This is a genomic window from Mucilaginibacter limnophilus (assembly GCF_004005815.1).
Classification (GTDB): domain Bacteria; phylum Bacteroidota; class Bacteroidia; order Sphingobacteriales; family Sphingobacteriaceae; genus Mucilaginibacter; species Mucilaginibacter limnophilus.
On record NZ_SACK01000001.1, the window covers coordinates 785,275 to 810,103 of the forward strand.

Annotated in this window: 12 protein-coding genes; 10 read left to right on the top strand and 2 right to left on the bottom strand. The window is 42.8% G+C overall.

Features of this window, described 5'->3' with window-relative positions; all coding sequences use genetic code 11:
* Positions 1-575: 575 nt before the first annotated feature.
* Positions 576-2,192 carry a DUF6377 domain-containing protein gene (locus tag EOD41_RS03330; protein WP_127703345.1) on the bottom strand — a complete coding sequence of 539 codons (1,617 nt, stop codon included), beginning with the start codon at positions 2,190-2,192 and terminating at the stop codon, positions 576-578.
* A 430-nt stretch (positions 2,193-2,622) separates the two neighbouring features.
* Here EOD41_RS03330 and EOD41_RS03335 point away from each other — a divergent pair, with 430 nt between their 5' ends.
* The 4 genes from EOD41_RS03335 (at position 2,623) to EOD41_RS03350 (ending at position 12,276) form a co-directional block, all read left to right on the top strand.
* Complete coding sequence (locus EOD41_RS03335; RefSeq protein WP_127703346.1) at positions 2,623-5,610, top strand: SusC/RagA family TonB-linked outer membrane protein; 2,988 nt, start codon at positions 2,623-2,625, stop codon at positions 5,608-5,610.
* A gap of 11 nt (positions 5,611-5,621) precedes the next feature.
* Positions 5,622-7,352, top strand: coding sequence for a RagB/SusD family nutrient uptake outer membrane protein (locus tag EOD41_RS03340; RefSeq protein WP_127703347.1), 1,731 nt, complete (start codon positions 5,622-5,624; stop codon positions 7,350-7,352).
* 75 nt (positions 7,353-7,427) lie between these two features.
* Positions 7,428-9,602, top strand: a complete 2,175-nt coding sequence (locus EOD41_RS03345; RefSeq protein WP_127703348.1) for a TIM-barrel domain-containing protein — start codon at positions 7,428-7,430, stop codon at positions 9,600-9,602.
* Positions 9,603-9,696: 94 nt separating this feature from the next.
* Positions 9,697-12,276: a glycoside hydrolase family 31 protein gene (locus EOD41_RS03350; RefSeq protein WP_205780482.1), complete on the top strand. Its 2,580-nt coding sequence runs from the start codon at positions 9,697-9,699 to the stop codon at positions 12,274-12,276.
* An 89-nt stretch (positions 12,277-12,365) separates the two neighbouring features.
* Here EOD41_RS03350 and EOD41_RS03355 read toward each other — a convergent pair whose 3' ends face one another.
* The gene (locus tag EOD41_RS03355) at positions 12,366-13,970 is read right to left on the bottom strand and encodes a DUF6377 domain-containing protein (protein WP_127703350.1); all 1,605 of its coding nucleotides are present in this window, start codon (positions 13,968-13,970) and stop codon (positions 12,366-12,368) included.
* Between the two features lie 344 nt (positions 13,971-14,314).
* On the opposite strand from EOD41_RS03355, the gene EOD41_RS03360 reads away from it, so the two are divergent.
* From EOD41_RS03360 to EOD41_RS03385, 6 genes are all read left to right on the top strand, one after another.
* Positions 14,315-15,424, top strand: a complete 1,110-nt coding sequence (locus EOD41_RS03360) for a glycoside hydrolase family 43 protein (protein ID WP_164849872.1) — start codon at positions 14,315-14,317, stop codon at positions 15,422-15,424.
* Positions 15,425-15,619: 195 nt separating this feature from the next.
* A complete protein-coding gene (locus EOD41_RS03365) occupies positions 15,620-18,769 on the top strand; it encodes a SusC/RagA family TonB-linked outer membrane protein (RefSeq protein ID WP_127703352.1) in 3,150 nt (1,049 codons plus the stop codon).
* 4 nt (positions 18,770-18,773) lie between these two features.
* Positions 18,774-20,627, top strand: a complete 1,854-nt coding sequence (locus EOD41_RS03370) for a RagB/SusD family nutrient uptake outer membrane protein (RefSeq protein WP_127703353.1) — start codon at positions 18,774-18,776, stop codon at positions 20,625-20,627.
* Positions 20,628-20,908: 281 nt separating this feature from the next.
* Positions 20,909-21,385 (top strand): hypothetical protein, encoded by a 477-nt coding sequence (locus EOD41_RS03375; RefSeq protein WP_127703354.1) that lies wholly within the window; start codon positions 20,909-20,911, stop codon positions 21,383-21,385.
* Positions 21,386-21,721: 336 nt separating this feature from the next.
* A complete protein-coding gene (locus tag EOD41_RS03380) occupies positions 21,722-23,548 on the top strand; it encodes a sodium:solute symporter family protein (protein ID WP_127703355.1) in 1,827 nt (608 codons plus the stop codon).
* 21 nt (positions 23,549-23,569) lie between these two features.
* Positions 23,570-24,754, top strand: a complete 1,185-nt coding sequence (locus tag EOD41_RS03385; RefSeq protein ID WP_127703356.1) for a glycoside hydrolase family 130 protein — start codon at positions 23,570-23,572, stop codon at positions 24,752-24,754.
* The last annotated feature ends 75 nt before the right edge of the window (positions 24,755-24,829 follow it).

The following is a 24,829-nucleotide window of genomic DNA, read 5'->3' on the forward strand; positions in this document are numbered from 1 at the left end:
AATATCTGTATCCTGCCTGATAGTCACCTGTCTATTTATTAACAGGTCGGTAGAAAGACTGGCGATAGGATGAATAAAAACGGTTTAGAGCTGCTGAGACAGTAAAGCGAAGGTTATGTCACCAGGGCGTAACGCATTCGTGTTCGAGTCCTGGTATAATGAACTGTTTCCGGCGCCGTCTACCGAACAGAGAGGGTGCACCTTACTAATGTGAGGCATATATTATAGGTCATATTAAGCCGAAACCCATACCTAACCTATAGCGCTTAGAGAAGGCGGCGACTTTATTATTCATATTGGTATTAATTCCAGAAATGTTAAATCGTCAGTAATAAATTGGTTAAAGTAAGATGTTATACACTATATAGCTGCAGGCTATTTTATTGTTTCTGATATTGAATGTATAATCCGGCAATATTTATTTGTAAATCATTATAAACGGTGCGAGTGATCACTAAAACAAAACGCTTCTTAAGTTCTCAAGAAGCGTTTTGTTTGAAGCAGGTTAAACAGCCTTAATATGACATTTTTACATAGCTAATAATGCATTATCTTAATGAAAACTTAACAACCAGTTATTCAACATTATCGTTAAATTTAATCTCCATGATTTTTCTATCGAAATCGTGAGTTGAGATTACTGATTTTGATTTAATCCTGAATTTATACGTATATATAGTGCTTTCACTGTATCCCAATATTTTGGCTACAATTTTAAGTTCATCAATCCCAAGGCGCATTAGCGCGAAAATCCTTAATGTCGCATTTAGTGCCTGTGTGGATTTAGGCCATATCTGATCTTCCTTTTTAAGCAAAGCGTTAAAAGAATTTACAAAGTTTGGGAACATTTTAAGAAATGCCTTATCCAGCGTTTCATATAATTTTTCTTTTTCCTCTTCAATGTGCAAGCCTTCAGCAAAGAATTTGAGGTCAGCATATTTTTCAGATTTGATTGCCTTTATAACTTTACGTTTTACACCATCAAGCATTTCAATGTATGATGAACAAGATTTTAAAAAAAGCCCTATCAACTCTTCCTTTATACGGGCCGACTCCCATAGTTTTTCATTAATCTGTTGAAGTTTATTATTTTGATCTTTAATTAGCAGTTCATTCGCTTTTATGCGAAGCAACTGGCCACGGTAAACAAACAGCAGAAAGAACAGCACCAGCGCAATCAGTAATAATATTAAAGCGATGTTTAAAAACCTGTCCATATTATGTTGTTTTTCTGCCAGCAATTTGGTTGATATCAGCGGCAATACAGATTCTATTTGCACCTGCCTGTTGCGTGAGCCGTAAAACTTCGCGTTATCTGAAGCTTCCTGCATAAAATAGTAGGCATCTTCTGTTTTTTCCTGTTCATACAGTTCCTGGCCAAGTAAGTATATAGCGAGCGTTTCCTTAGTGGCCGAACGAATATCATTTATAGCCGCAAGCGCCAAAAAAAATAGCTTATTATCACCTGTATATGCAAAACTAAGCCGAGTAGAAGCCATTGCGATACCATGCGCGCCCAGATTGTGGTTCAGTATGTAATTGTAATAATAGCGCGGCGTTAATTTTTTATCCCGGTTTGACGGCGGCAGAAAAGCTTTGCTTATTGTCTGCTCAAATTCATTTGCCGGAACAACTGTCTCTGCATTTTTAAAGTCGACCTCTGACTGTTTATAGTATATTTTGGTAAAATAAGCATCATTGTTATACTCGGCAATGCCCGAATAAAGCCGGGAACGTAAGATAAGGTACTCTGACCTCAAGTAGTGAGGCATTCGCGTTTTATCCAATCGTTCAACAATGTCAAAAGCTTCTTTATAAAAACCCGAGTTAAGCAGGGTAAAGCCTAAAAGTATATTGCTTTGTACTACCTTCTCGCTTTGTTTGTGTTCCTCTGAAATTTTTATCATACGGTTTGCATAAACAAATGCCGAATCGAATTTGAAGGATTTATACAACTCAAAAATGCGGAGGTAGGTATTGAACCTGGATGAAAATTCAGAACGTTGTAAATGTTGAATTTTTGTCTTCAACTGATTGATGGATCGCTCTTTTTGCAGGTCGTAGCTTTTTTTATTTGCTATTTCTTTTTTAAGTATCCTGATAAGGCTATCCGCGTCAACATCTTGTGCCTTACAACGGAAGGATGTCACCACCATCAATATCAGTAATAGTACACTATATGTTTTTCTCATATGAAATTAAATGGTCAGTTAGCAGCGCAGCATGGTATTTCTTACAAATATCTAAGAAGCTGTTAAATCGTCAAATATGTCTCCGGTAAACACACTCTTTGTAAAGCCTTTTATAAGTGTGCATAAAAGGTTGGTTGAATATTTATAAGTGGTTAAAACACCTATGTTAACCAATTTATCAATCAGGTTGTTACAGATGTGTTTTGATTTTTAACATCTAAACAATTGATAATGTGCTTATTATCAATTGTTTATAAAATAAACTTTTTGGATTTTTAAATGCGCTGGTTTCAAAGCTCCAAAAACCAGCTTTTAACGCACTTAATTTGTCTTAAGGAATTTGAGCGCGATAATTCTATTAACATGACATCATTCCATTGTCTGCAGCAATGGGCTTGATGCCGTCCTTTAAACCAATTTTAAATTTATCATGCGAGAAAAACTTTTACGATTATTGAGCACTTGTGTCCTGATTTTTATCGTAAGTGTATCCGCCTTTGCCCAAAACAAACAGGTTAGCGGTAAAGTGACAGATGCAAGTACAAAAACAGGCTTACCCGGTGTAAGTATCGTTGCTGCCGGGACAACCACAGGAACTACCTCAGACGCTAATGGTAATTTCAGTTTCAGCGTGCCCGAAGCTACCAAAAGCCTGAAGTTCTCATTTATTGGTTATGCAACCAAAACGGTTGATTTAACCGGGACAAACACGGTAAATGTGGAGCTCCAGGAGAGCAACAATACCTTAAATGAAGTTGTTATAGTAAGTGTTGGTTACGGCACCCTTGACAAGAAAGAAGTATCAAGCTCCATTACCCACGTTTCGGGTAAAGACCTGCTTCCGGTTTCGGCCAACAATCCTTTAATGTCGTTACAGGGTAAGGTAGCGGGTTTAACTATCACCAACACCTCAAACGGCGACCCTAACTCATCGCCTAACATCCAGTTGAGGGGTGCATCCTCAAGGGTAGCAGGCCTTGGTCCGTTGTTCGTCATCAACGGTGTTCCGGGTGGAAATATCGACAACATCAACCAAAACGATATAGAAAGCATTGATGTGCTTAAAGGCGGTGCAGCATCGGCCATTTATGGTACCCGTGGTGGTAACGGCGTTATCATCATCACTACCAAAAAAGGCACCTCACAGGGCCGGATGTTTTATGACGGTTACGCCAGTTTCGATTATGTGACTAATCGCCTGGAAAACCTTTCGGCAGACGAGTTTCTGAATAACCGGGTGAAAAATAATCAGGGGCAGGACTATGGTGCCAAAACCGACTGGCTTAAAGAAGTGACCAATTCGCCGGCTTTCAGCCAGAAACACACCTTGCAACTTTCGGGCGGGTCTGAAAGAAGCAATTATTTTGCATCCGCAGATTACCGTAATGCTGATGGAATTGACCTCAGGGCACACAAAAAAGAATACGGCGCGCGCATCAGCGTAAACCACGCTACCAGCGATAATGTGTTTGTAGGTACGCTGAACGTTGCACCACGCATTATGAACACCAGCAATTCCGATTTAGGGAACTTTAATAATGCTTTAACGCTAAATCCTACTTACCCAATTTATAATGAAGAAGGGAAGTACAACTATATCAATACCGGTTTCTTTTCAAATAACCCGGTAGAAAATGGTCGCCTTATAAAGTCTGACGCTGATATCAAAGAGTTAGATATTAATGCCTCGTTAAAGGTTAATATCTTAGATAATTTATCGAGTACTATAACTATTTCTGAGATAACAAGATCGGCACGTAATATGAATTTCAGGCCGTCTACTTTGTCGGCAATAGTACATGCTAACAGCACAACGCAAACCAACTTTGCGTCGCAGGAACAGCAGGAGAACGACCAGAAAAACTTAGAGTGGACAGGTAATTATTCACTTAATTTAAACAAGCATCATTTTAAGTTACTGGGAGGTTACTCTTACTCGCTGTACAATTACAAGCAGTTTTATGCTCAAAATTACGACTTTCCGTTTGATACCTATTTGTGGAATAACCTGGGGTCGGGATTGTATAATGGCGGCGCGGCAGGGCAGGGGCAATCAGCGGTAAGATCAACACAAAACGGTTCTACGCTTATTGCATTTTTTGGCAGGCTTAATTATGACTTTAATAACCGCTATATACTTACTGCCAGCTTGCGTCATGAAGGTTCTTCAAAATTTGGCACGCAAAACAAATGGGGTAATTTCCCTGCAGTTTCGGGCGCCTGGAGAGTTTCTGAAGAAGAATTTTTTAAAGGTGCTATACCATGGTTAGATGAACTTAAGGTGCGTGCCGACTATGGTGTTACAGGTAACCAGGATTTTGACAATTACCTTTCGCTGTTGCTTTACGGCGGTGCCGGATATTTCCCGTTTGAAGGCACACAATACCAGGTGTACGGCCCGTCATCAAACGTTAACCCCGACCTGAGGTGGGAAAAAGCTATCAACTTTAACGCGGGTATTGATTTCAGCTTGCTCAACAGCCGCTTATCGGGTTCGATAGATTACTACGTACGTACCAATAAGGATTTGCTGGGCGGTTACAGGGTACCGCTTCCGCCTAACTCGCAAACTGAAACTTTTGCAAACGTAGGTACTATGAAAAATCATGGTATTGAGGTTTCATTGAGCGGCGAGGTAATTAAAAAGAATGATATGTCATATGTAGTTGGCATAGCGGCGGCTTATAACCGCAATAAGTTTGTGTCATTCTCTAACTCGATATACCAGGGCGACCCGTTCCGCGATGTTGCCGGCTTACCTGCCCCAGGTTCACCAGGCAGCATACAACGTTTACAGGAAGGACGCATAATCGGCGAGTTTTATATGCTGCGCTCTGCAGGTGTTGATGAAACAGGCGCGCTGTTGGTTTATAAAAAAGACGGCAGCATTGTGCCGGCTAATCAGTCGAGTGCCGACGATAAGCAGTTTGTAGGTAACGGACAACCAAAGTTCATAGCTTCTTTAAACAATGCTTTTCGCTACAAGCGCTTTGATTTGAACGTATTTCTGCGCGGAGCATTCGGTTATCAGATATTTAACACCCCGGCGTTTTATCTGGGTACACCGGCGGCACAAGCCGACGCCAATGTGCTGAAATCAGCTTTCGACCCTAAAAGCAAATACTCAAAGTTAACCAATCCGGCTACCGCGTCACTGGCGTCTGATTATTTTCTTGAATCGGGCTCTTTTGTAAAAATTGATAACGTTGCATTGGGTTACACACAACCGCTCAAAACCAAATACCTGAAATCGATAAGGCTTTATGCTGCGGGCCGTAACCTGCACACCTTCACCAAGTACACAGGCGGCGACCCTGATTTGATAGAGATTAACGGACTTACCCCTGGTGTAAACACCTCATTGAACTATTACCCCGCAACACTGCAGGTGATATTAGGCTTACAGGCAACATTTTAAGCATTTACAACATGAAAAAAAATAAATTTATAATAAGCAGCGCGCTGCTCATATCCATAATTTCGGGCAGCTGTACAAAACTTGATGAGAAGGTTTATGATAAGGTGGATGCGGCAAGTTTCCTTACCCGCCGCGATGATGTGATACGCGCGTTTTTACGTCCGTTTGAGCATGGTTACTGGAGCATACAGGGTAATGATTATTACGCCGTTATGGAAAACAGTACCGATGAAATAGGTACTTACAACCGCCAGGGTGACTGGCAGGATGGTGGTTATTATCAGCGTATGCACTACCACACCTGGACAACACAGGATGGCTTTACCGATGGTGTTTGGACAAACCTGTTTCAGGGTGTTGTGCTTTCTACCAACTCTTTACAGGACATGGAAAGCATAAGAGACCCTGCGAAGTTAAGCGTAACTCCGGAAGAACTGGCCGATTTTAAATCAGAATTGCGCACGCTGAGAGCATGGTTCAACCTTAGAGCTTTCGACTTTTACCGGAATATTCCACTTGTAACCGATGTAAAAACCTCAACCCAAAGTGGTCCGCAGGCAACACCGCAGGAAACTTTCAATTTCATCGAGAAGGAGCTTTTAGAATCGATACCGGGCTTGCCAACGCGTGAGCAGCTTGGCGCTAAAGGCATAGGCCGATGGACAAAAGCCAGTGCTGCTGCTTTGCTGGTTAGGCTTTATCTTAATGCCAAAGTGTATATAGGCGTTGATAAATTTGCTGAATGCGAGACAGTTTGTAAAGATATTATCGCAGGTAAATACGGCGCTTACCAGTTGGATACCCGCTGGGATGCCCCGTTTGACTATACCAATACCTCACTTGAATCGGAAGTGATATATGGTTTTCCGGGAACATTGGCACGTACGCACTGGCAGTATGATGGTGGTATGTTTTGGTGGGGAATGACGTATGATGCGGGGCCACTGTATTGTGGATTTACCGACTTCGGACAGTCGAACCCACGTTATGCATTGCAGCCGGGACGCGATGTTGACAGCGTTGAATACAATCATGCACTGGGCAAGCCGTTTGTTAAATTCCAGAAGTATCCTGATGACTTCCGTTTAACAAAATACAAAAATCTGGGCAATAGTAAACGTGAAGGTATGTTTCTGTTTGGTTACCTGCCTTTTACACGCACGGTTAACGGACAGGAGGTTGCTGATACGGTTAGAGGGAATAAGGGCAGCTATCCTTTATTCATTCGCGACCAGGTAGGCATGTTCCTTGATACCAAGCCAGGTAAAAAAATTGCAGACAAGGAGTCGAACATGAATCATGCCGATCATAACTCGGGCATATTTATGGTTAAATACCCGGTATATCCAACGCCCGATCCAAACCGAATTACCTCGGCCTATGCTGAAATACGATTATCGGAAATTTATTATTCTCTTGCCGAATGTTTATACCGTAAAGGTGACAAGGCCGGCGCTGCTGACTTACTGAACCAGGTAAGAAAGCGTAACTATCCAGCCGGATCACCAAGCTTGTATGATGCAAGCGGAAGCCAGCTCACCGATCAGGAAATGCTGGATGAATGGGGACGTGAATTTTTAGGCGAGGGCCGCCGCCGTATCGACCTGATTCGTTGGGGAGTGTTTAATTCCGGTACCTGGTGGGATAAACAACCCGATGCAGATAATCACACAGCCATATTCCCCATTGGCCAAAGAACCTTGGGCGTTAATAGAGATCTAAAACAAAATCCTGGTTACTAATTAAGTTGAACACCCTTGCGCAGGCAATCTGCTGCAGGGGTGTATCTTATTTAAATCGAACATCTTCATTTATCTATGATCAAACTGTCTACACGATTTTTATTCATCATTTTCTTATTATTTTTAGCTAATAACACCTCCTTTGCCGAGCGTTTGCCTATTAACCATTCGGGCCTTGTTGGCAAAAACATAGCGGTATTTATACCAGAGGGATACAATCCCAAGAAAACGCCATCACTTATTCTAAAAAAAGAACCAGTTATACTGGACGCAGTACCTAAAGGCTGGAAGATAGTGCCCCAGTTTACCGTAGTAAACGGTAAGGCTACTGCCGTTGTAAATCTCACCGGACAGGTAAGTTTGTATGGTGGCGGCGAAGTAACCGGTCCGCTGTTACGTAATGGAAAAACCATAAAGCTTTGGAATACCGATACCGGCGCTTACGGTGTCGATGGCGGTTCGCGATTATACCAGTCGCATCCCTGGGTTATGGGTGTGCGTGCGGACGGAACAGCTTTTGGCGTATTGTTCGATAGTTTTTGGAAGGCAGAGCTAAGCACCGAGGATGATAAGATAACCTTCAAAAGCGAAGGCCCGGCGTTTAGGGTGCTGGTAATTGACCGCAGTTCTCCGCAGGAAGTGGTTCAGGGTCTGGCTGAACTTACCGGTACTATTGAATTGCCGCCAAGGTGGGCTTTGGGTTATCAGCAGTGCCGCTTTTCATACGCTTCAGAAACCCGTGTCAGGGAGATAGCCGACACTTTCCGTGTTAAAAAAATCCCTTGCGACGTAATTTGGATGGATATTGATTACATGGAAGGCTACCGCGTATTCACTTTCAATAAACAGAATTTCCCAAATCCGAAGAAATTAAATAACGATTTACACGCAAAAGGTTTTCATTCGGTATTTATGATTGACCCGGGTGTGAAGTTTGATAAAGATTATTCTGTTTATCAATCAGGCACCAAACAGGATGTATGGGTAAAAGACACAGCAGGGCAGGAGTACCACGGAAAAGTATGGCCGGGCGATTGTGCCTTCCCCGACTTTACCATGCCCAGAACACGCCAGTGGTGGGCTAATTTATACAAAGATTTTTTGGCGACAGGTATTGACGGCGTATGGAACGATATGAACGAACCTGCCGTGAACGACAGTGAATTTCCTAAGCACTTACAGTTGGGCACTATGCCCTACCACACGCCGCACCGTGGTGGTGGAGCATTACCGGCTGGTCCGCACCTGCTTTACCACAATGCTTATGGCAGATTGATGGTTGAGGCTACAAGGGAAGGCGTACTGGCGGCAAAGCCTGATAAACGACCATTCGTGCTAACCCGTGCTAACCTATTGGGCGGCCAGCGATACGCCGCCACCTGGACGGGCGATAATTATGCCGATGAGCGGTTTATGAAGCTGTCTGTACCAATGTCAATCACGTTAGGTTTATCAGGACAACCATTCAGCGGACCGGACATTGGCGGCTTTTTAGGCAATACCAGCGCCGACCTTTGGGGACAATGGCTTGGTTTCGGCACCTTTCTGCCATTCGCGCGCGGACATGCCTGTGCCGGTACCAACAATAAAGAGCCTTGGGCTTTTGGTGCGGAAATGGAAAAAACATCAAGGATAGCTTTAGAAAGACGTTATCGTTTATTACCATACCTGTACAAGTTATTTTATAATGCACATAAAACCGGGATGCCAATCATGCGTCCGGCTTTCTTTGATGACCCCACTAATCTGAATTTAAGAAACGAAGAGCAGGTATTTTTATTAGGTAAAGATTTGCTGGTAGTGCCAGCTTTTGCAAAAGACCCACATTTGCCGACAGGTAAATGGGAAACACTAAATCTAATTAATGGCGAAGAAACCGATAAATATCAGGCTAAATTACTGATAAAAGGCGGCGGTATTATTCCTGCAGGAAACGTTGTTCAAAACACTCAGGAGAATAGCTTAGCCGAACTTACTTTATACATATGCCTTGATGCCAAAGGAACTGCGACAGGAGAATTGTACTGGGATGCAGGCGAAGGTTGGGCTTTCAAAAAACAAGGTTATAAGCGCTTGACCATTAATGCAAGTACACAAAATGGTGTGGTTAAAGTCGCACTTTCTTCAGTAGGTGGTACTTACAAAATTGAACAGGATGTCAAATCTGTAAAGGCCATCATATTGCAAAACGGCAAACAATATGTCGGTAGCGGTAGCCTGCAAAAAGGTGTCCGTGTCAGGATCAATTAATACTTCGCCAACAAATTTTATTAGTCTATACATCACAATTATGTTTTTATTCAAATCCCGAAGTAAATTTTATTTAAAGAAGTGGCTTTTACTGTTGCTTGTTTTAGTTCAAATAGGGGCAGTCGAGGCGCAAACGCCCATGCATCCGCTTGCCAATCCAAAGGCTGTAGTACAGTCGGGCCAGGCAAGGTTTACGGTGCTTACGCCGCGGCTTATACGTATGGAATGGACGGCTGCACTGCCGTTTATTGACAACGCGACATTAACCATAATTAACCGCAATTTGCCGGTGCCGCGTTTTACATCAAAAACAGAAAATGGCGAGCTTGTTATTAAAACCGATGAATTGGAACTCCGTTATAAAACAGCATCAGGAAAATTTACTGAGGAAAATCTATCAGTTACTTCTCTTGACAATAAACACACGTTTAGCTGGTCGCCGGGTAAAAAACAAAAAGGCAATTTAAAAGGCACTTACCGTACATTGGATAATTTTGACGGCGACTACCATATCTGGGATAAAAAGAAAATGGAACTTGAAGACGGCCTGCTGGCTACAGATGGCTGGACACTGATAGATGATTCGCAAAAATTGCTGTTTGATTCGGCCCCATGGCCCTGGGTGACAGAACGCCCCGCGAAAGATTACCAGGATTTTTACTTTTTTGGTTACGGAAAACAATACAAAAAAGCGTTGTATGATTTTACACAGATAGCAGGCAAGGTGCCCCTGCCGCCGCGTTACGCCTTTGGTTACTGGTGGTCGAGGTACTGGAGTTATTCAGAAAATGAGGTGCGCGATGTGGTGAATAATTTTGAAGAGCACAACATACCGCTGGACGTATTTGTGATTGATATGGACTGGCACGAAACCGACAGCTTAAGGGCGAAATATGATGTGTTTGACCAAACCAAGCACTGGACCGGCTGGACCTGGAACAAACGACTTTTTCCAAATCCGGCTGGTGCGTTAAGCTGGATTAAAAGCCAAAATCTAAAGGTGACGCTAAACCTTCACCCCGCATCGGGAATTGCCCCGTTTGAGGAGCCTTATAAAAGAATGGCGCAGGAACTGAACTTTGATACAACAAGTAAAGCTAACATCCCTTACGAAGGGTCGAACAAAAAATACATGCAGGCGCTGTTCGGCAAGGTTTTGCATCCAATGGAAAAAATGGGTGTAAGCTTCTGGTGGCTAGACTGGCAACAATGGCCTAATGATAAGAAGATAAAAAGCCTGAACAATACCTGGTGGCTTAACTATGTGTTTTTTACAGATATGGAACGCAACACATCGGTGCGCCCGCTGCTGTATCACCGCTGGGGTGGTTTGGGTAATCACCGTTACCAACTGGGCTTTTCGGGGGATGCGGTTATCTCATGGAAATCACTGGCATTTCAGCCTTATTTTACCAGTAGCGCGTCAAATGTACTTTACGGATACTGGAGTCATGATATCGGCGGTCACCAGTTTGGCCCCGGTTCAGACCAAAAGCTCGACCCCGAACTGTACGTACGCTGGATGCAGTATGGCGCCTTGAGCCCTATTTTTAGGTCGCATTCATCAAAAAACTCTCATCTCAATAAAGAGGTTTGGAACTTTAGCGGTGAATATTATGACGCGTTAAAGACTGCCATTGAACTGAGATATGAACTTGCACCTTACATCTACACCATGGCCCGCAAAACGTATGATACCGGTATTTCGCTTTGCCGCCCGCTGTATTATGATTATCCGGAAGTTGACGCAGCGTACAATAATCCGTCAGAATATATGTTTGGCGACGATATGCTGATTGCGCCGATTGTTGCTCCGATGGATAACGGCCAATCAAAAGTTGAAGTATGGCTTCCTGAGGGAAACAACTGGTTTGAATGGCAAACAGGTACACTTTTAAAGGGTGGGCAAACTGTAAAACGCACATTTGCTTTAGATGAATATCCCATTTATGTTAAAGCGGGTGCTGTTATTCCTTCATATCCTAAAACAAAAAATTTAACAAAGCAGCCTGATACTTATGTTATCGACGTGTTCCCGGGTGCCGATGGTGCGGCCTCTGTTTATGAAGATGCAGGCAACTCAAAAAACTACGCAACCGAGTATGCCACAACCAAAGTTGTTTCAAAACATCTGCAAGGCAGAAAACAACAGGTAACCATTATGCCGCGCAAAGGAACGTATGAGGGTATGCCTATTGCAAGGAGTTATGTTGTACGATTAGTTGGTGCCGAAATGCCTGCCACAATTACAGTAAATGGTAAAAAAATGAACTATGCTGTTGAACCAGCTTCCGGCTTCTGGAATTATAATGGCAAAACGTTGTCGGTAGAAATATCGCTGCCGAAAACAAGTTGTGCAACGCAGCAGGAAATAATAGTACAGTACAATCAAACCAACAATTTTGATGTTAATACCGGTTTGGTGCGTAAATTTAGGCAATTAAGTAAAACGGTAACTGCCTTAAAATTCAGGGATGCCGATATTATTTTGCCTGAAGTAGTTGGCCGTTGTGAAGAAACTAACAGGTCGTTATCATATTACCCCGGCCAGTTCTACAAAACGTTAGGCTACTTCCAAACCAATTTTAGCAGCCTGCCGCAAGCGGTTAAAAAGGCTACCAACCAGGCCAATGCCGATTGGTTTAACGAACAAATTAATAAGTTAGATAAATAAACCCTGAACCTAATTACTACCGCAACCCGTGGATATTCAAATGTTATGTTTGAACTTCCACGGGTTGCGGCATTTATAAGCCGGTTACTTCAACGGTCATCAGTGAATTTAATTTCCATTATCTTTTGCTCAAACACATCCGGCGATACCAGGGCCTTGCCTTTAATGCGCGCTTTGTAGGTGTACACCGTGTTTACCGTATAATCGAGTATTTTGGCAATAGTCTCAATGTCGGTAACACCGAGACGTATCAGCGCGAATATCCGGAGTGTGGCCGTCATCATTTCACCTTCTTTAAGCCATATCTGGTCTTCTTGCTTTAATAGCGAATTAAATGAAGCCACAAAGTTGGGGAAAAGGGTGAGAAACACCCTGTCGAGCGTGCTGAATAACTGGTTCTTTTCTGTTTGTATATGTACATTACCGAGTACACGCGTCGCGTCCTGATACTTGCCCAATTTGATGTTATGCTGCGCTTTCCGTATAACTTTATCAAGGGTTTCTATATATGACGAACATGTTTTAAAGAAAAGCCCGATAAGTTCCTCTTTTATGCGAGACGACTCCCAAAGCTTACCGTTTACGTCTTCCAGTTCGGTGTTTTTTTCCTGAATAATCCGGTCGTTCATTTTTATTCGTATCATCTGCTTTCGGAATAATACCAGCTGAAAAACAAGTACAACGGCCACAAACAAGAAAATAACAATACCAATCCAAAGCATATCCTTTTCGTGTTGCTTTTCTTCAATTAGCCTGCTTGCTATTAGCGGTAATACCGATTCAATTTGCGCTGCCCTGTTTCGTGTGCCGAAAAAGGCGGCATTGCCAAGCGCTTCCTGCATACATATATAAGCATCATTGTTTCGGTTATGTTGAAAAAGTTCCTGCCCAAGCAAAAAAATGGCAAATGTTTCCTTTGTGGCCGAACGGATGTCGTTAATAGCGGCAAGGGTCAGCAGTAGAAGTTTATCATAATTATCATAAGCATAACTGATCCGAGTGGCAATAATCGCTATTTGGTGTTCAGATAGTTTACGGCTCAGCAGGTAATTATAGTAAAATTCCGCTGTGGGTTTCTTTTTATCTCCTGTGGGAAGAAATGCCAGGTTAATCGTTCTCTCCAATTCATCTACATTAATTATTTGCGCGGCCCTCTTAAAATCTTCCTCCGATGCCTCATGATAACGTTTCGCGAAGTATGCATCATTGTTATAGGCACTTATTTCGGCATATAATAAGGCGCGCAAAACCAGGTAATCATGCTCGGTTCGTGTTGACAATTGATTTGTATCTACCTCTGCAACAGCATCAAACGCCTCTTTATAAAAGCCTGACTTCATTAAAACCGTAGCATATGCCATTTGGCTTTTAATAAGATGCTGCTTTTCGTTAAACCGTTTTGATATGGCAATCATCCGGTGAACACTCGTAATGGCCGAGTCAAACCGGAAAGAGCTATATTCATCAAAAAGATGTGATAATAATTGAAACCGAGGATTAAAATTGTCGTCCGGTATTTTTTCTAATTGTTGTTTTATTAACCGGATCTTTTGCTCTTTACGCTGAATGTAGCTGGTTCCTTTTTTTAGCTCGGCCTTTAGTAACAACCATAAGCTATCGGTTTTGGGGGTGTTTGCATAGGTATGTATAACGCTTATTAAACAAAAAATAATCGCTGAAATTTTTCTTCTCATCAGTTTATTTATAGGTCAGTTAGATAGTGCTGTATTTACAATGCACACGCGGTTGGACGGCACGGCATAGCAGCAAATATAAGTGGTAACATGTGTTTATACAGGATTTTTTGGTTTGATTTTTTCAGCTAATTAAATTTACAATATATTGATTTGTAGATATTTGCAATTTTATTTGGTTTGATTTTTTAAACTACGACTTTAGCAACTCAATCAACACGTACTATTCCTGCATACATTTGGTGAGCCAATATATCTAATTCAAAAGTGCGTTATCAGGTGTCTTTACTAACCTTGATTAGTTAACTTTTTGAAAGTGCATGCCAATTCTATTTACACTTTTTATGAAGAATAAATTTCTTGCGTTATTAATTGCTGCTATTCCTTTTTTTGCCGTAGCCTGTCAAAAAAATCCAACCGGAGATACTACTGAAAAAGTTTCCGCTACGGAAAGTAAAGTAAAGTATTTCAAGAACCCGGTTATACCAGGTGACCACGCCGACCCTTTCGTTGCCCAGAAAGATGGTAACTATTATTTTCTTTCTACTAAAGGTGGTAACATAGCCATTGCTAAAACGCGTGCTATGTCGCAACTGTCTCTCGCAAATGAAACTGTGGTATGGACGCCCCCTGAAAATACCGATCACTCAGCCGACTTATGGGCACCCGAACTGCATTTTCTTTCCGGTAAATGGTATGTATATTTTGCTGCCGCACAAAGGGGAGTGAACGATAGTAACCGTATGTTTGTGCTTGAAAATGATAGCGCGGACCCTACACAAGGTAACTGGATATTTAAGGGCAGGATATTTGACTCGGCTAATGACGAGTGGGCAATTGATGGCTCGATACTCACCATTGCTGATAAAAACTATTTTATATGGTCGGGTTGGGAAAACGCTAATGAAAAATACAAGCAATACATTTACATCGCGCCAATGTCAAATCCGTGGACGCTTAGCGGGCCAAGGGTAAAAATATCATCGCCAACTAATGATTGGGAGCGGTGGGAGCCCGACTTTTTAGGTGCCGGAGTTAACGAGGGACCTATTGCATTGCAACACGACGCTAACAGCCCGGTGTTTATAATATTCTCGGCCAGTCGTTACAGCAGCGATAACTACTGCCTGGCACAAATTCAGTTGAAAACAGACGGCAACCCTTTGGATGCCGAAGACTGGATAAACAAGAAACAGGTTTTTACAAAAAGTGAGAAGAACATGGTTTTTGGCCCTGGCCACAATGGCTTTTTTACAAGCAGCAGTACTGACGATAAAGGCGTAGTGCAAACCGAAAACTGGTTTATTTACCATGCGCGCAACCTACCCAATGCGCCTAATCAACCCCGAACATCAAGGATGCAGAAACTTACCTGGAATACCGATGGTTCGCCAAACTTTGGGAGCGCCGTTAGTACAGGGTTGAACATTCCCTCCCCGATAGGCGAGCAATAGCGTAATAACATGTTTTACAACCAGGCTGTGCCCTTATTAGGGCAAGATGGCATGTGCTATGTCTTTTTAATAACAAACAGTAAACAAGTATCAATATGGCATTATAGAAAACATCTTCCAACACCTCCGGGGCGGATAGTCCGCTAACGGATGGTATTATAAACTGAACAATTTGTCACATATAATTAATCAATTATGAGAAAACCTTTATATAACAATAAAGCAGGCACCTCTTATCGGGTTGTCAGTTTTCATACGTTACTTATCATCATGATGTTACTCTGTTCGCAGGCGTTTGCCGGTACGGACAGCAATCTTAAAAATGGATCACTAAAAAAGCCTGGTAACATAACATTTAAAGACATTGAAGTGCGCGGTACTGTTACCGACACCAGCGGCGTGGGCTTACCCGGCGTTGCAGTCACTGTAAAAGGCCGCAATGGTTACGGCGCTGTTACTGATGTTAACGGCGGTTACCTTATCAAGGTGCCCGAAGACGCTACTCTGGTGTTCAGCATGGTTGGCTTTATCAGGCAGGAAGTACCGGTTAATTCACGCGAGTTTATCGCGGTGAAGCTTCGTCAAAATATCGCTCTTCTTGAAGATGTAGTAGTGGTAGGTTATGGTACGCAGCAAAAAAATAACGTTACCGGCGCGCTTACCTCGGTAACCTCTAAAGAACTGCTTCGTACGCCAACCGCCAGCCTTACAAACAGTCTTGCTGGTCGTTTGCCTGGCCTGATCACCATTCAAAGCAGCGGCGAACCCGGTGCAGATGGTTCTGCTTTGTACATACGCGGCTTTGGTACTTACCAGGGCAAAAGCCCGCTGATATTGGTTGATGGTATTGAAAACAGTATTGACGGTATCGATGCCAACGACGTAGAAACCGTAAGCGTACTAAAAGATGCCGCAGCTACAGCTGTGTACGGTATGAAGGGTGCTAACGGTGTTGTGCTGGTAACCACCAAAAGAGGTAAAACCGGTAAACCGGTTATTTCGCTTACCGCGCAAACTGCGGCTCAACAGCCGTTCAACATGCCTGAATACCTGGATGCTTACGACGCTTTGACCCTATTTAGGGAAGCATTGAACAATGACGGATTGAACGCTAACCTTTACACAGACGAGTACATCGCCAAGTTTCGCGACCGCAGCAATCCTACTTATCAGTATCTGTATCCGAATGTTGACTGGACAAAAGAGCTGATCAAGGATTACTCGATGATGAACCAGGCTAACTTAAACGTGAACGGTGGTTCATCAACCGCAAGGTACTTTGTATCAATGGCTTATTTGAAGCAGGATGGTTTGTATAAATATGATGACCTTAACGCATACAATATCAATGCGGTAATGAACAAGTATAACTTCCGAAGTAATATTGATGTTGATTTAACCCCGCTGTTGAAGCTGGAACTGAATCTATCAGACATTGTGCGTGAGCGAAATTATCCCACAGAAACCGCAGGCTCTTTCTGGGCACAGTTACGTAACACACCTGCTTATTTATATCCGCTTACAAACCCTGATGGTTCGGTACCCGGACAAAAAGATTCACCACCTAACCCTTATGGCCGGCTAACACAATATGGTTACGGTAGATTTTTTGAAAATACGCTAAGCTCCATTATTGGTTTTACGCTGAAACTGCCTTTTGTTACTGAAGGCCTGAGCTTCAGAACACGCTTTGCTTATGATGCTCAAAACTTCCGTAACATCTTTAGAAAGCGTAATTACTCAACTTACAGGTTCATAATTGATGAAAATGAAACTGACCTGAATAATGGCAGATACGAAGAACTCACAACAGGAGATGGTCTTTTAGGCTTTGCTGTTGATGCTAACGGCAGTCGCAAATCAACCTTTGAAGCTTACCTGAACTATGACAGAACTTTTGCCCAAAAACATGCAGTATCTGGCATGCTGCGTTACAACCAATCGCAAAGTTTCCTCGCAACCACAACTGGCGATGGTGCTATAGCTGCTCTTCCATATAAGCAACTGGGGCTTGTGGGCCGGGTAAATTATGCATATGACAGGCGCTATGTTTTGGAGTTTGATGCCGGTTATAACGGTTCTGAAAACTTTATGAAAGGCAGGCGCATGGGCTTTTTCCCTGCAGTATCTGCCGGTTGGATTGCTTCGAACGAAAACTTTCTGAAAGACTCAAAGTATGTAAACTTATTAAAGCTTAGAGGTTCATACGGTATAGTGGGAGTTGATAACAGCGTGGGCCGTTTTGCATACCTGAGCACCTGGCAAACCGGAAACGGCAGCGGCTACCAGTTTGGTTTGGCTGCCGATGGGGACGGCTATGCAGGCGCGCAGGAAAGCGCTACCGGAAACTCCTTCTTAACCTGGGAGAAGTCAAAGAAAGCAAATATTGGTATCGACCTGGAACTGTTTAACAGCGAGATTGCCTTTACCGGCGACGTTTTCAAGGAACGACGTACCCAAATCCTGACTACCGCTACAATAATTCCGGATGTAATTGGCGTTCAAAACCTGCCGGCCATTAATGCAGGTATTGTTGATAATAAAGGCTTTGAGGGCGAGCTTAGCTGGCGTAAACGCTTTGGTAACCATAACATAATGGTAAGAGGCTCATACTCTTATGCTACTAACCGTATTCAATACGCGGCTGAGCCGGTGTATGCGCTACCTTACCGTGGATTGAAAGGCACACAAATAAACGAAGCGTATGGTCTTACCGCTCTTGGGTTGTTTAAAGACGACGCCGACATTGCGGCAAGCCCAACTCAACAGTTTGGCACAGTGCGCCCGGGTGATATAAAATATCTTGATCGTAACGGCGACGGCGTAATAAACAGTCAGGACGAAGGTTATTTGGGACAGGTAACTACCCCTAAATCAATCATGGGCTTAACATTGTCTTACACCTATGAAAGTTTCGATCTGAACGTACTGTTTCAGGGAGCAAGTGGCGGCAAATTGTGGTTAACAGGCACATCAGCCTGGGCCTTTTCAAGCAACAGCTCAGTACTGGCCGATTACCTTGACGGACGCTGGACTGAAGAAAACCCAGACCCCAATGCTAAATGGCCGAGGTTGTCATCGTCAAACAACGTTAACAATAACCAAAATTCAACATTCTGGCTGCGTTCATCAAACTATGTGCGCCTTAAAAATGTGGAGATAGGTTATACGTTTCCAAAAAATTGGGTGAAAAGAATCGGTCTGTCAAATATCCGCACCTTCGTTAGCGGGTCAAATATCTACACATGGTCTGATATGAACATTTTCGACCCTGAACGCACCAATGGCTTTGGCGACTACCCCCAAATGCGTGTAATAAACTTAGGATTAAACGCTTCATTTTAATACCATGAAAAGAATTTTTAAGCTGCTGCTGGCAGCACTATTAATAGGCGGCACATCCTGTAACAAATACCTGGATGTTGTACCTGCCGAATATTCAAGCGAAAACGATGTTTATAATAACATCAACCTGGCAGAACAGGCACTCGCGCGTTTATACAACGCTTTGCCTAATGAATTAACGTCACCGTTAACCGCCGCTACTGATGAAACCTATCACCATTGGTTTGATAATGGTGAAGCTGTAGATGCCTATAAGTACAACTTAGGCAGCTGGAGTACCAACGATAATCCTTACGGAAACTGGTCGGGCAGGTACCAGGACATCAGGAGGGCCAATATCTTCATTAGCCGTATTGATAATGTCCCGGTTCCGCTTGACCGTGAAAGCTACTATGCTATATGGAAGCCACGTTATAAAGCCGAAGCCCGTTTTTTACGCGCGTTGTTTTATTTCGAATTGTTTAAACGCTATGGTGCTGTTCCGCTATTAACTGATGCAGGCGATGTTGACCCCGATAACCTGGAAGATACCCAGGTTTCCCGTAATTCGGTTGATGAGGTAGTTGGTTTCATTGCTTCTGAATGTGATGATATAGCTAATGCCTTGCCATTGTCGCAGGATGCAGCGCAAACCGGACGTATTACCAAAGGTGCCGCGCTTGCATTAAAAGCACGTACGCTGCTGTATGCTGCCAGCCCGCTGTTTAACGGCAACCCGTTGTATGCAGGTGTGAAAAATAAAGATGGTAAGGCGCTGTTCAATGCCAGTTACGACAAGGAAAAATGGAAAGCAGCAGCTGACGCTGCAAAAGCGGTGATCGACCTGGGTGTTTATAGCCTGTACAATCCTTTTCCAAACAACCCGGTGCAAAATTATGCTGCCCAGTTTTATACCCGCGATTATACCGAAACTATTTTGCCAAGAATCATGGGTAATTCAACTGATATAGATGGCAATTATCTGCCAAATGGCTCACCGTTTAAAGGAAACGGAAAATTAACGCCCCTGCAGCAGTTTGTTGATGCTTATGAGATGAAGAATGGTTATCCTATAAATGTGCAAGGCTCAGGTTATACCACAAACGGTTTTTGGAGTGGAGAGCTGTGGGATGGATTAAAATTTCAAAGCGTCAGCAACATTTCGAACATGTATAAAGACCGCGACCCGCGTTTCTACGCCAGTGTGTTTTTTCAGTATGATGTATGGCGGTTTGATGCCACAAGGCGGCCGGTACGACTGGCGTGGTTTGGCTCAGGCAACGGTGTAACCGACGGTTGGGCTACCGGTAAACCGGGTACGAATCCCTGGGGATACAATGTGCGTAAGTTTTTATCACCGAATTATGATCGTAACGCAAATTCAGGTACAGGAACCCGTAATTTCCCTATTTTCCGTTTGGCTGAAATTTATTTAAACTACGCTGAAGCGATGAACGAATACCTGGATGCGCCCGATCAATCAGTGTATCAATATGTCAATTTGGTTCGCGGCCGCGTGTCTATGCCCTCTCTACCAATTTTACCGGATGACAATACCAAAGCAGGCATGCGCAAACGCATACAAAACGAGCGTAGGGTAGAACTGGCTTTTGAAAGCCACCGGTTTTGGGACGTAAGAAGATGGCTGATAGCGAAAACTGTAGACAATGGCCCTGCACTCGGTTTAAACGCGCGTCCGTCGGCAGCAGAGCTGCAGGCTACCGGCCTGCCCGAATCAAGTGAAGAAGCAGGTGTTGCTGTGTTTTATAAAACCGTCACTTTGCAGGACCGTAAGTTTGAAGACAAGCATTACCTGATGCCAATACCACAACCGGAAATTGACAAAGATCCAAATCTGGTGCAGAATTATGGATGGTAGATAGTACGTCTTATTTATAAGGCTTTTCGCAAAATAAAAATAGCTGTAGACTGTCATCTACAGCTATTTTGTTTTCTTTTGGTTATCACATATTCTGTAAGTTAGTATGCTAATGCAATATATTGATTTTTAGTATTAAGGTGATGTACTTTATAAAGGTAATGTCCGGTTAATTAATATAAGCTAAAGAAAATATATACTTGATAATATGGCTCAAAATTTGAAATAAATGATAATTTAATCGTAATAAAAGTGTATTAATTATTTTCGTACCTGTATTTATGAGCGACCTCAATGAATTTGAATGCGAACTGCTTGATACCCTTCTTGGTGCATTCGGTGTACCCGATAGCTTAACCCGCCTGCAGGTACTTGATCTTTTCGGACAAGATGAAGCTGCAGCTTTTGCTATGGTGCAGATACTGTTACGGGAAGACCTCATCAAATCGTCAGGAAGTTATGGTGAGTTTGAGTTGCCCGAGCGGTTAATTCTGAAACCTAAAGGAGAAAAGTTTTTAAGTCAGGGCGGTTTTACCCGCAGGTTTCGCGATGCACAGCAAAAACCTGTTGAAGTTGGCGGCACCCTTGCTAAGCTGCAGCAGCAAAACATGCGCCTGCAAAATTTAAAACTATCATTAGAGTCGGAAGTATCAGCACTCAAAAAACAAGTAAGCATCATGCGCCAACGTCAGCTAATATTATTGATCGCTTTGGCTCTTTCTTGTTTGTTTTGCATTGCTGTAGTCCTGTATAAATAATTTTTTATTACTCCTGAGTAAATATTCATTTTTTGATTCGACCCCTAAAAAATTCGAACCAACTGCCTGCAATAACCTTAACTTTATGTATTGAATATCAATTGCAATAATAGAAAAGTGTATTACTGCCACTTTCATAAAGTTCAGATCAGGTAATCTGATTACCAAAGTATAACATTTGGTTAAAATAGTATTACAACACTTTTTGCACCTCATCTATTTTTGCCATCGTTAATTAATGCATGGTAAAAATGCTTCGCTGCGAAGAAAACTTTAAATTTTTACAATAGCTGTGAGTGCTGAAACATGCTAATAAGCTTTTCCTGATAACTGTTGATGAAACTACAAATTATTGATGTTCTGATTTTGCTTGCCTACCTGGCAACAATGGTAATTATTGGTTTTTGGCTGCGGAAAAAAGCAAGCGCTAATAAAGACAGTTACTTGATGGGCGGTAAATCGCTGCCATGGTATATGCTTGGTTTGAGTGACGCGTCGGACATGTTTGATATAAGCGGTACCATGTGGATGGTGGCGCTGTGCTTTGTATATGGTTTTAAAAGTATTTGGATACCATGGTTGTGGCCGGTATTTAACCAGGTATTCATGATGATGTTCCTGAGTAAATGGCTTCGCCGCAGCAATGCCAATACCGGCGCCGAATGGCTGCAAACACGTTTCGGTAAAGCAGGGCCGGGCGTAAAAGCGTCACATATTATTGTAATAGCATTCGCCTTAATTGGGTGCCTTGGCTTTATGGCTTACGGCTTTGTCGGTTTAGGTAAATTTGTCGAGATATTCATTCCGTGGAATATCATTAAACCTTATGTGCCATTTGATGTAAGCGCCGGATATGTGCCTCATTTTTACGGAATTGTATTCACCGTTATCGCCATGTTTTATTCAATACTTGGCGGTATGCACAGTATTGTATTGGGCGATGTGATAAAATATATGGTGATGATAGTAGCATGTCTGGCCGTGGGTATAATTGCCTGGCAGCATATGGACGGGCAAAAGCTCAATATACCTACGGGCTGGAACAACCCATTCTTCGGCTGGAAGCTTGATCTTGATTGGTCGGGATCAATACCCGATGCCGGTAAAAAAATAGCCGAGGATGGTTTCGGACTGTTTGGTATATTCTTTATGATGATGCTGCTTAAAGGCGTTTTTGCATCACTAGCCGGCCCTGCACCTAATTACGATATGCAAAAAGTACTTAGTACACGCAGCCCCAAAGATGCCAGCAAAATGACAGGTTTTGTAAGTATTATCCTGTTGCCTGTCCGTTATTCATTGGTAGTTGGTCTTACCGTACTGGCATTATTATACTACAATCAGATCAACATAAAAGGTCCTGACGGTGTTGCCGACTTTGAACGGATACTTCCTGCTGCAATAAATACTTTTTTACCTGTCGGGATATTAGGCCTTGTGCTTACCGGCTTAATGGGTGCCTTTATGGGCACTTTCAGCGGCACGCTGAATGCTGCACAGGCTTACATTGTAAACGATATTTATCTGAAATACATTAATCCGCAGGCGCGGAACAAAAAGGTGTTGTACATGAATTACCTTACCGGCGTAGTTGTGGTAATAGTAGGGGTTGCCTTTGGTTTTATGGCGCATAATGTAAACGATATACTGCAATGGATAGTTGGCGGGCTTTACGGAGGATATGTTGCAGCAAATATATTAAAATGGTACTGGTGGCGCTTTAATGCAAGCGGTTTCTTTTGGGGCATGGTGGCCGGCATTATTGCCGCGCTGATAATGCCATACTTCACTACCGGATTGCCTTTGTACTGGTGGCCGCTGCTTTTTGCCGTATCAATGGCGGCAAGTATAATCGGCACATATATGGCGCCACCTACTAATGAGGCCGTACTTGTTTCTTTTTACAAAACAGTAAGGCCATGGGGTTTTTGGAAACCGGTACATGCATTGGTGGTTTGCGAAGACCCGGACTTCCAGGCCAATAAAAATTTCAAGCTTGATATGTTTAATGTGGCGCTTGGAACAGTTGCCCAATTGTGCCTCACCATTTTGCCTATGTATGCCATAACGCATATGAGCAGTCAATTATTTATTGTGTTGGCCACACTGCTTGTGATAGGCATCATTTTAAAACGTACCTGGTGGAATAAACTTGAAGACTAATATCACTGACACAAAGAACTTATGAACAATATATTTAACGAACGCCTTGCGTATCTGCAAAAAAGCCACCATGAATTAATCAATAAACCAAACAACAAAGTTTATGGCGGCAACGGAATATTTGAAAGGTTTGAAAACCCGATATTAACCGGGGCACACGCTCCGCTTACCTGGCGTTATGATTTTGATGCTGAGGCCAATCCGTTTTTAATGGAGCGTTTTGGAATTAACGCCGCTTTCAATGCGGGCGCAATAAAGTTTAACGGAAAATACATACTGCTTGTACGCGTTGAAGGCGTCGACCGTAAATCATTTTTTGCGGTTGCCGTAAGTGATAATGGTATTGATGGATTCAAATTTTGGGATAAACCTGTAGTTATACAGCATAGAGGAAACGAAACAAACCTGTACGACATGCGGGTTGTACAGCATGAAGACGGTTGGATATACGGTATTTTTTGTACTGAAAGCAAAGACCCTATGGCGCCCGAAGGCGATCAGTCGGCAGCTGTGGCGCAGTGCGGCATTGTTCGTACCAAAGACTTATTAAACTGGGAAAGACTGGCCGACCTGAGAACACCTTCACCACAGCAGCGTAACGTGGTATTGCATCCCGAATTTGTTGGTGGTAAATATGCTGTTTATACCCGTCCGCAGGATAGTTTTATAGAGGCTGGTAAAGGCGGCGGAATTGGTTTTGGTTTGGTCGATAATATTGAAAATGCTGTTGTTGACAATGAAATAGTGATTGACAGAAAAGTATATCATACCATTTACGAAGCAAAGAATGGCCTTGGACCCGCGCCTATAAAAACTGATAAGGGATGGCTGCATCTGGCGCACGGTGTGCGAAACACGGCAGCTGGTTTAAGATACACGTTATACATGTTCCTGACAGACTTGAACGATCTTACCAAAGTGATACATAAACCGGCCGGTTATTTTTTAGCGCCCGAAGGAGAAGAGCGTGTAGGGGATGTGTCTAACGTCGCTTTTTCAAACGGTTGGATAGCTGATGAAGATGGAACGGTGTATATTTATTATGCATCCTCGGACACCAGGATGCACGTGGCAGTGTCGACTATTGAGCGGTTACTGGATTATGTAATAAATACACCGGAAGACGGTTTTACATCGTTTCAATCGGTTAATACTATCTGCAAACTGGTTGATAAAAACAGCAGTGTAAATAAGGTTACTATTTAAGCTGAAGTAGAATAAAATTGTATTAATTCATCTGAATACATAATTTTAGCGGTTGCGTAACCAATTAACTAAACG

Bases quoted from the DNA above. Each gene is read 5' to 3' on its own strand.
- EOD41_RS03330 (WP_127703345.1), bottom strand. From the start codon at position 2,192: ATGAGAAAAACATATAGTGTACTATTACTGATATTGATGGTGGTGACA.
- EOD41_RS03335 (WP_127703346.1), top strand. From the start codon at position 2,623: ATGCGAGAAAAACTTTTACGATTATTGAGCACTTGTGTCCTGATTTTT.
- EOD41_RS03340 (WP_127703347.1), top strand. From the start codon at position 5,622: ATGAAAAAAAATAAATTTATAATAAGCAGCGCGCTGCTCATATCCATA.
- EOD41_RS03345 (WP_127703348.1), top strand. From the start codon at position 7,428: ATGATCAAACTGTCTACACGATTTTTATTCATCATTTTCTTATTATTT.
- EOD41_RS03355 (WP_127703350.1), bottom strand. From the start codon at position 13,970: ATGAGAAGAAAAATTTCAGCGATTATTTTTTGTTTAATAAGCGTTATA.
- EOD41_RS03360 (WP_164849872.1), top strand. From the start codon at position 14,315: ATGAAGAATAAATTTCTTGCGTTATTAATTGCTGCTATTCCTTTTTTT.
- EOD41_RS03365 (WP_127703352.1), top strand. From the start codon at position 15,620: ATGAGAAAACCTTTATATAACAATAAAGCAGGCACCTCTTATCGGGTT.
- EOD41_RS03370 (WP_127703353.1), top strand. From the start codon at position 18,774: ATGAAAAGAATTTTTAAGCTGCTGCTGGCAGCACTATTAATAGGCGGC.
- EOD41_RS03375 (WP_127703354.1), top strand. From the start codon at position 20,909: ATGAGCGACCTCAATGAATTTGAATGCGAACTGCTTGATACCCTTCTT.
- EOD41_RS03380 (WP_127703355.1), top strand. From the start codon at position 21,722: ATGAAACTACAAATTATTGATGTTCTGATTTTGCTTGCCTACCTGGCA.
- EOD41_RS03385 (WP_127703356.1), top strand. From the start codon at position 23,570: ATGAACAATATATTTAACGAACGCCTTGCGTATCTGCAAAAAAGCCAC.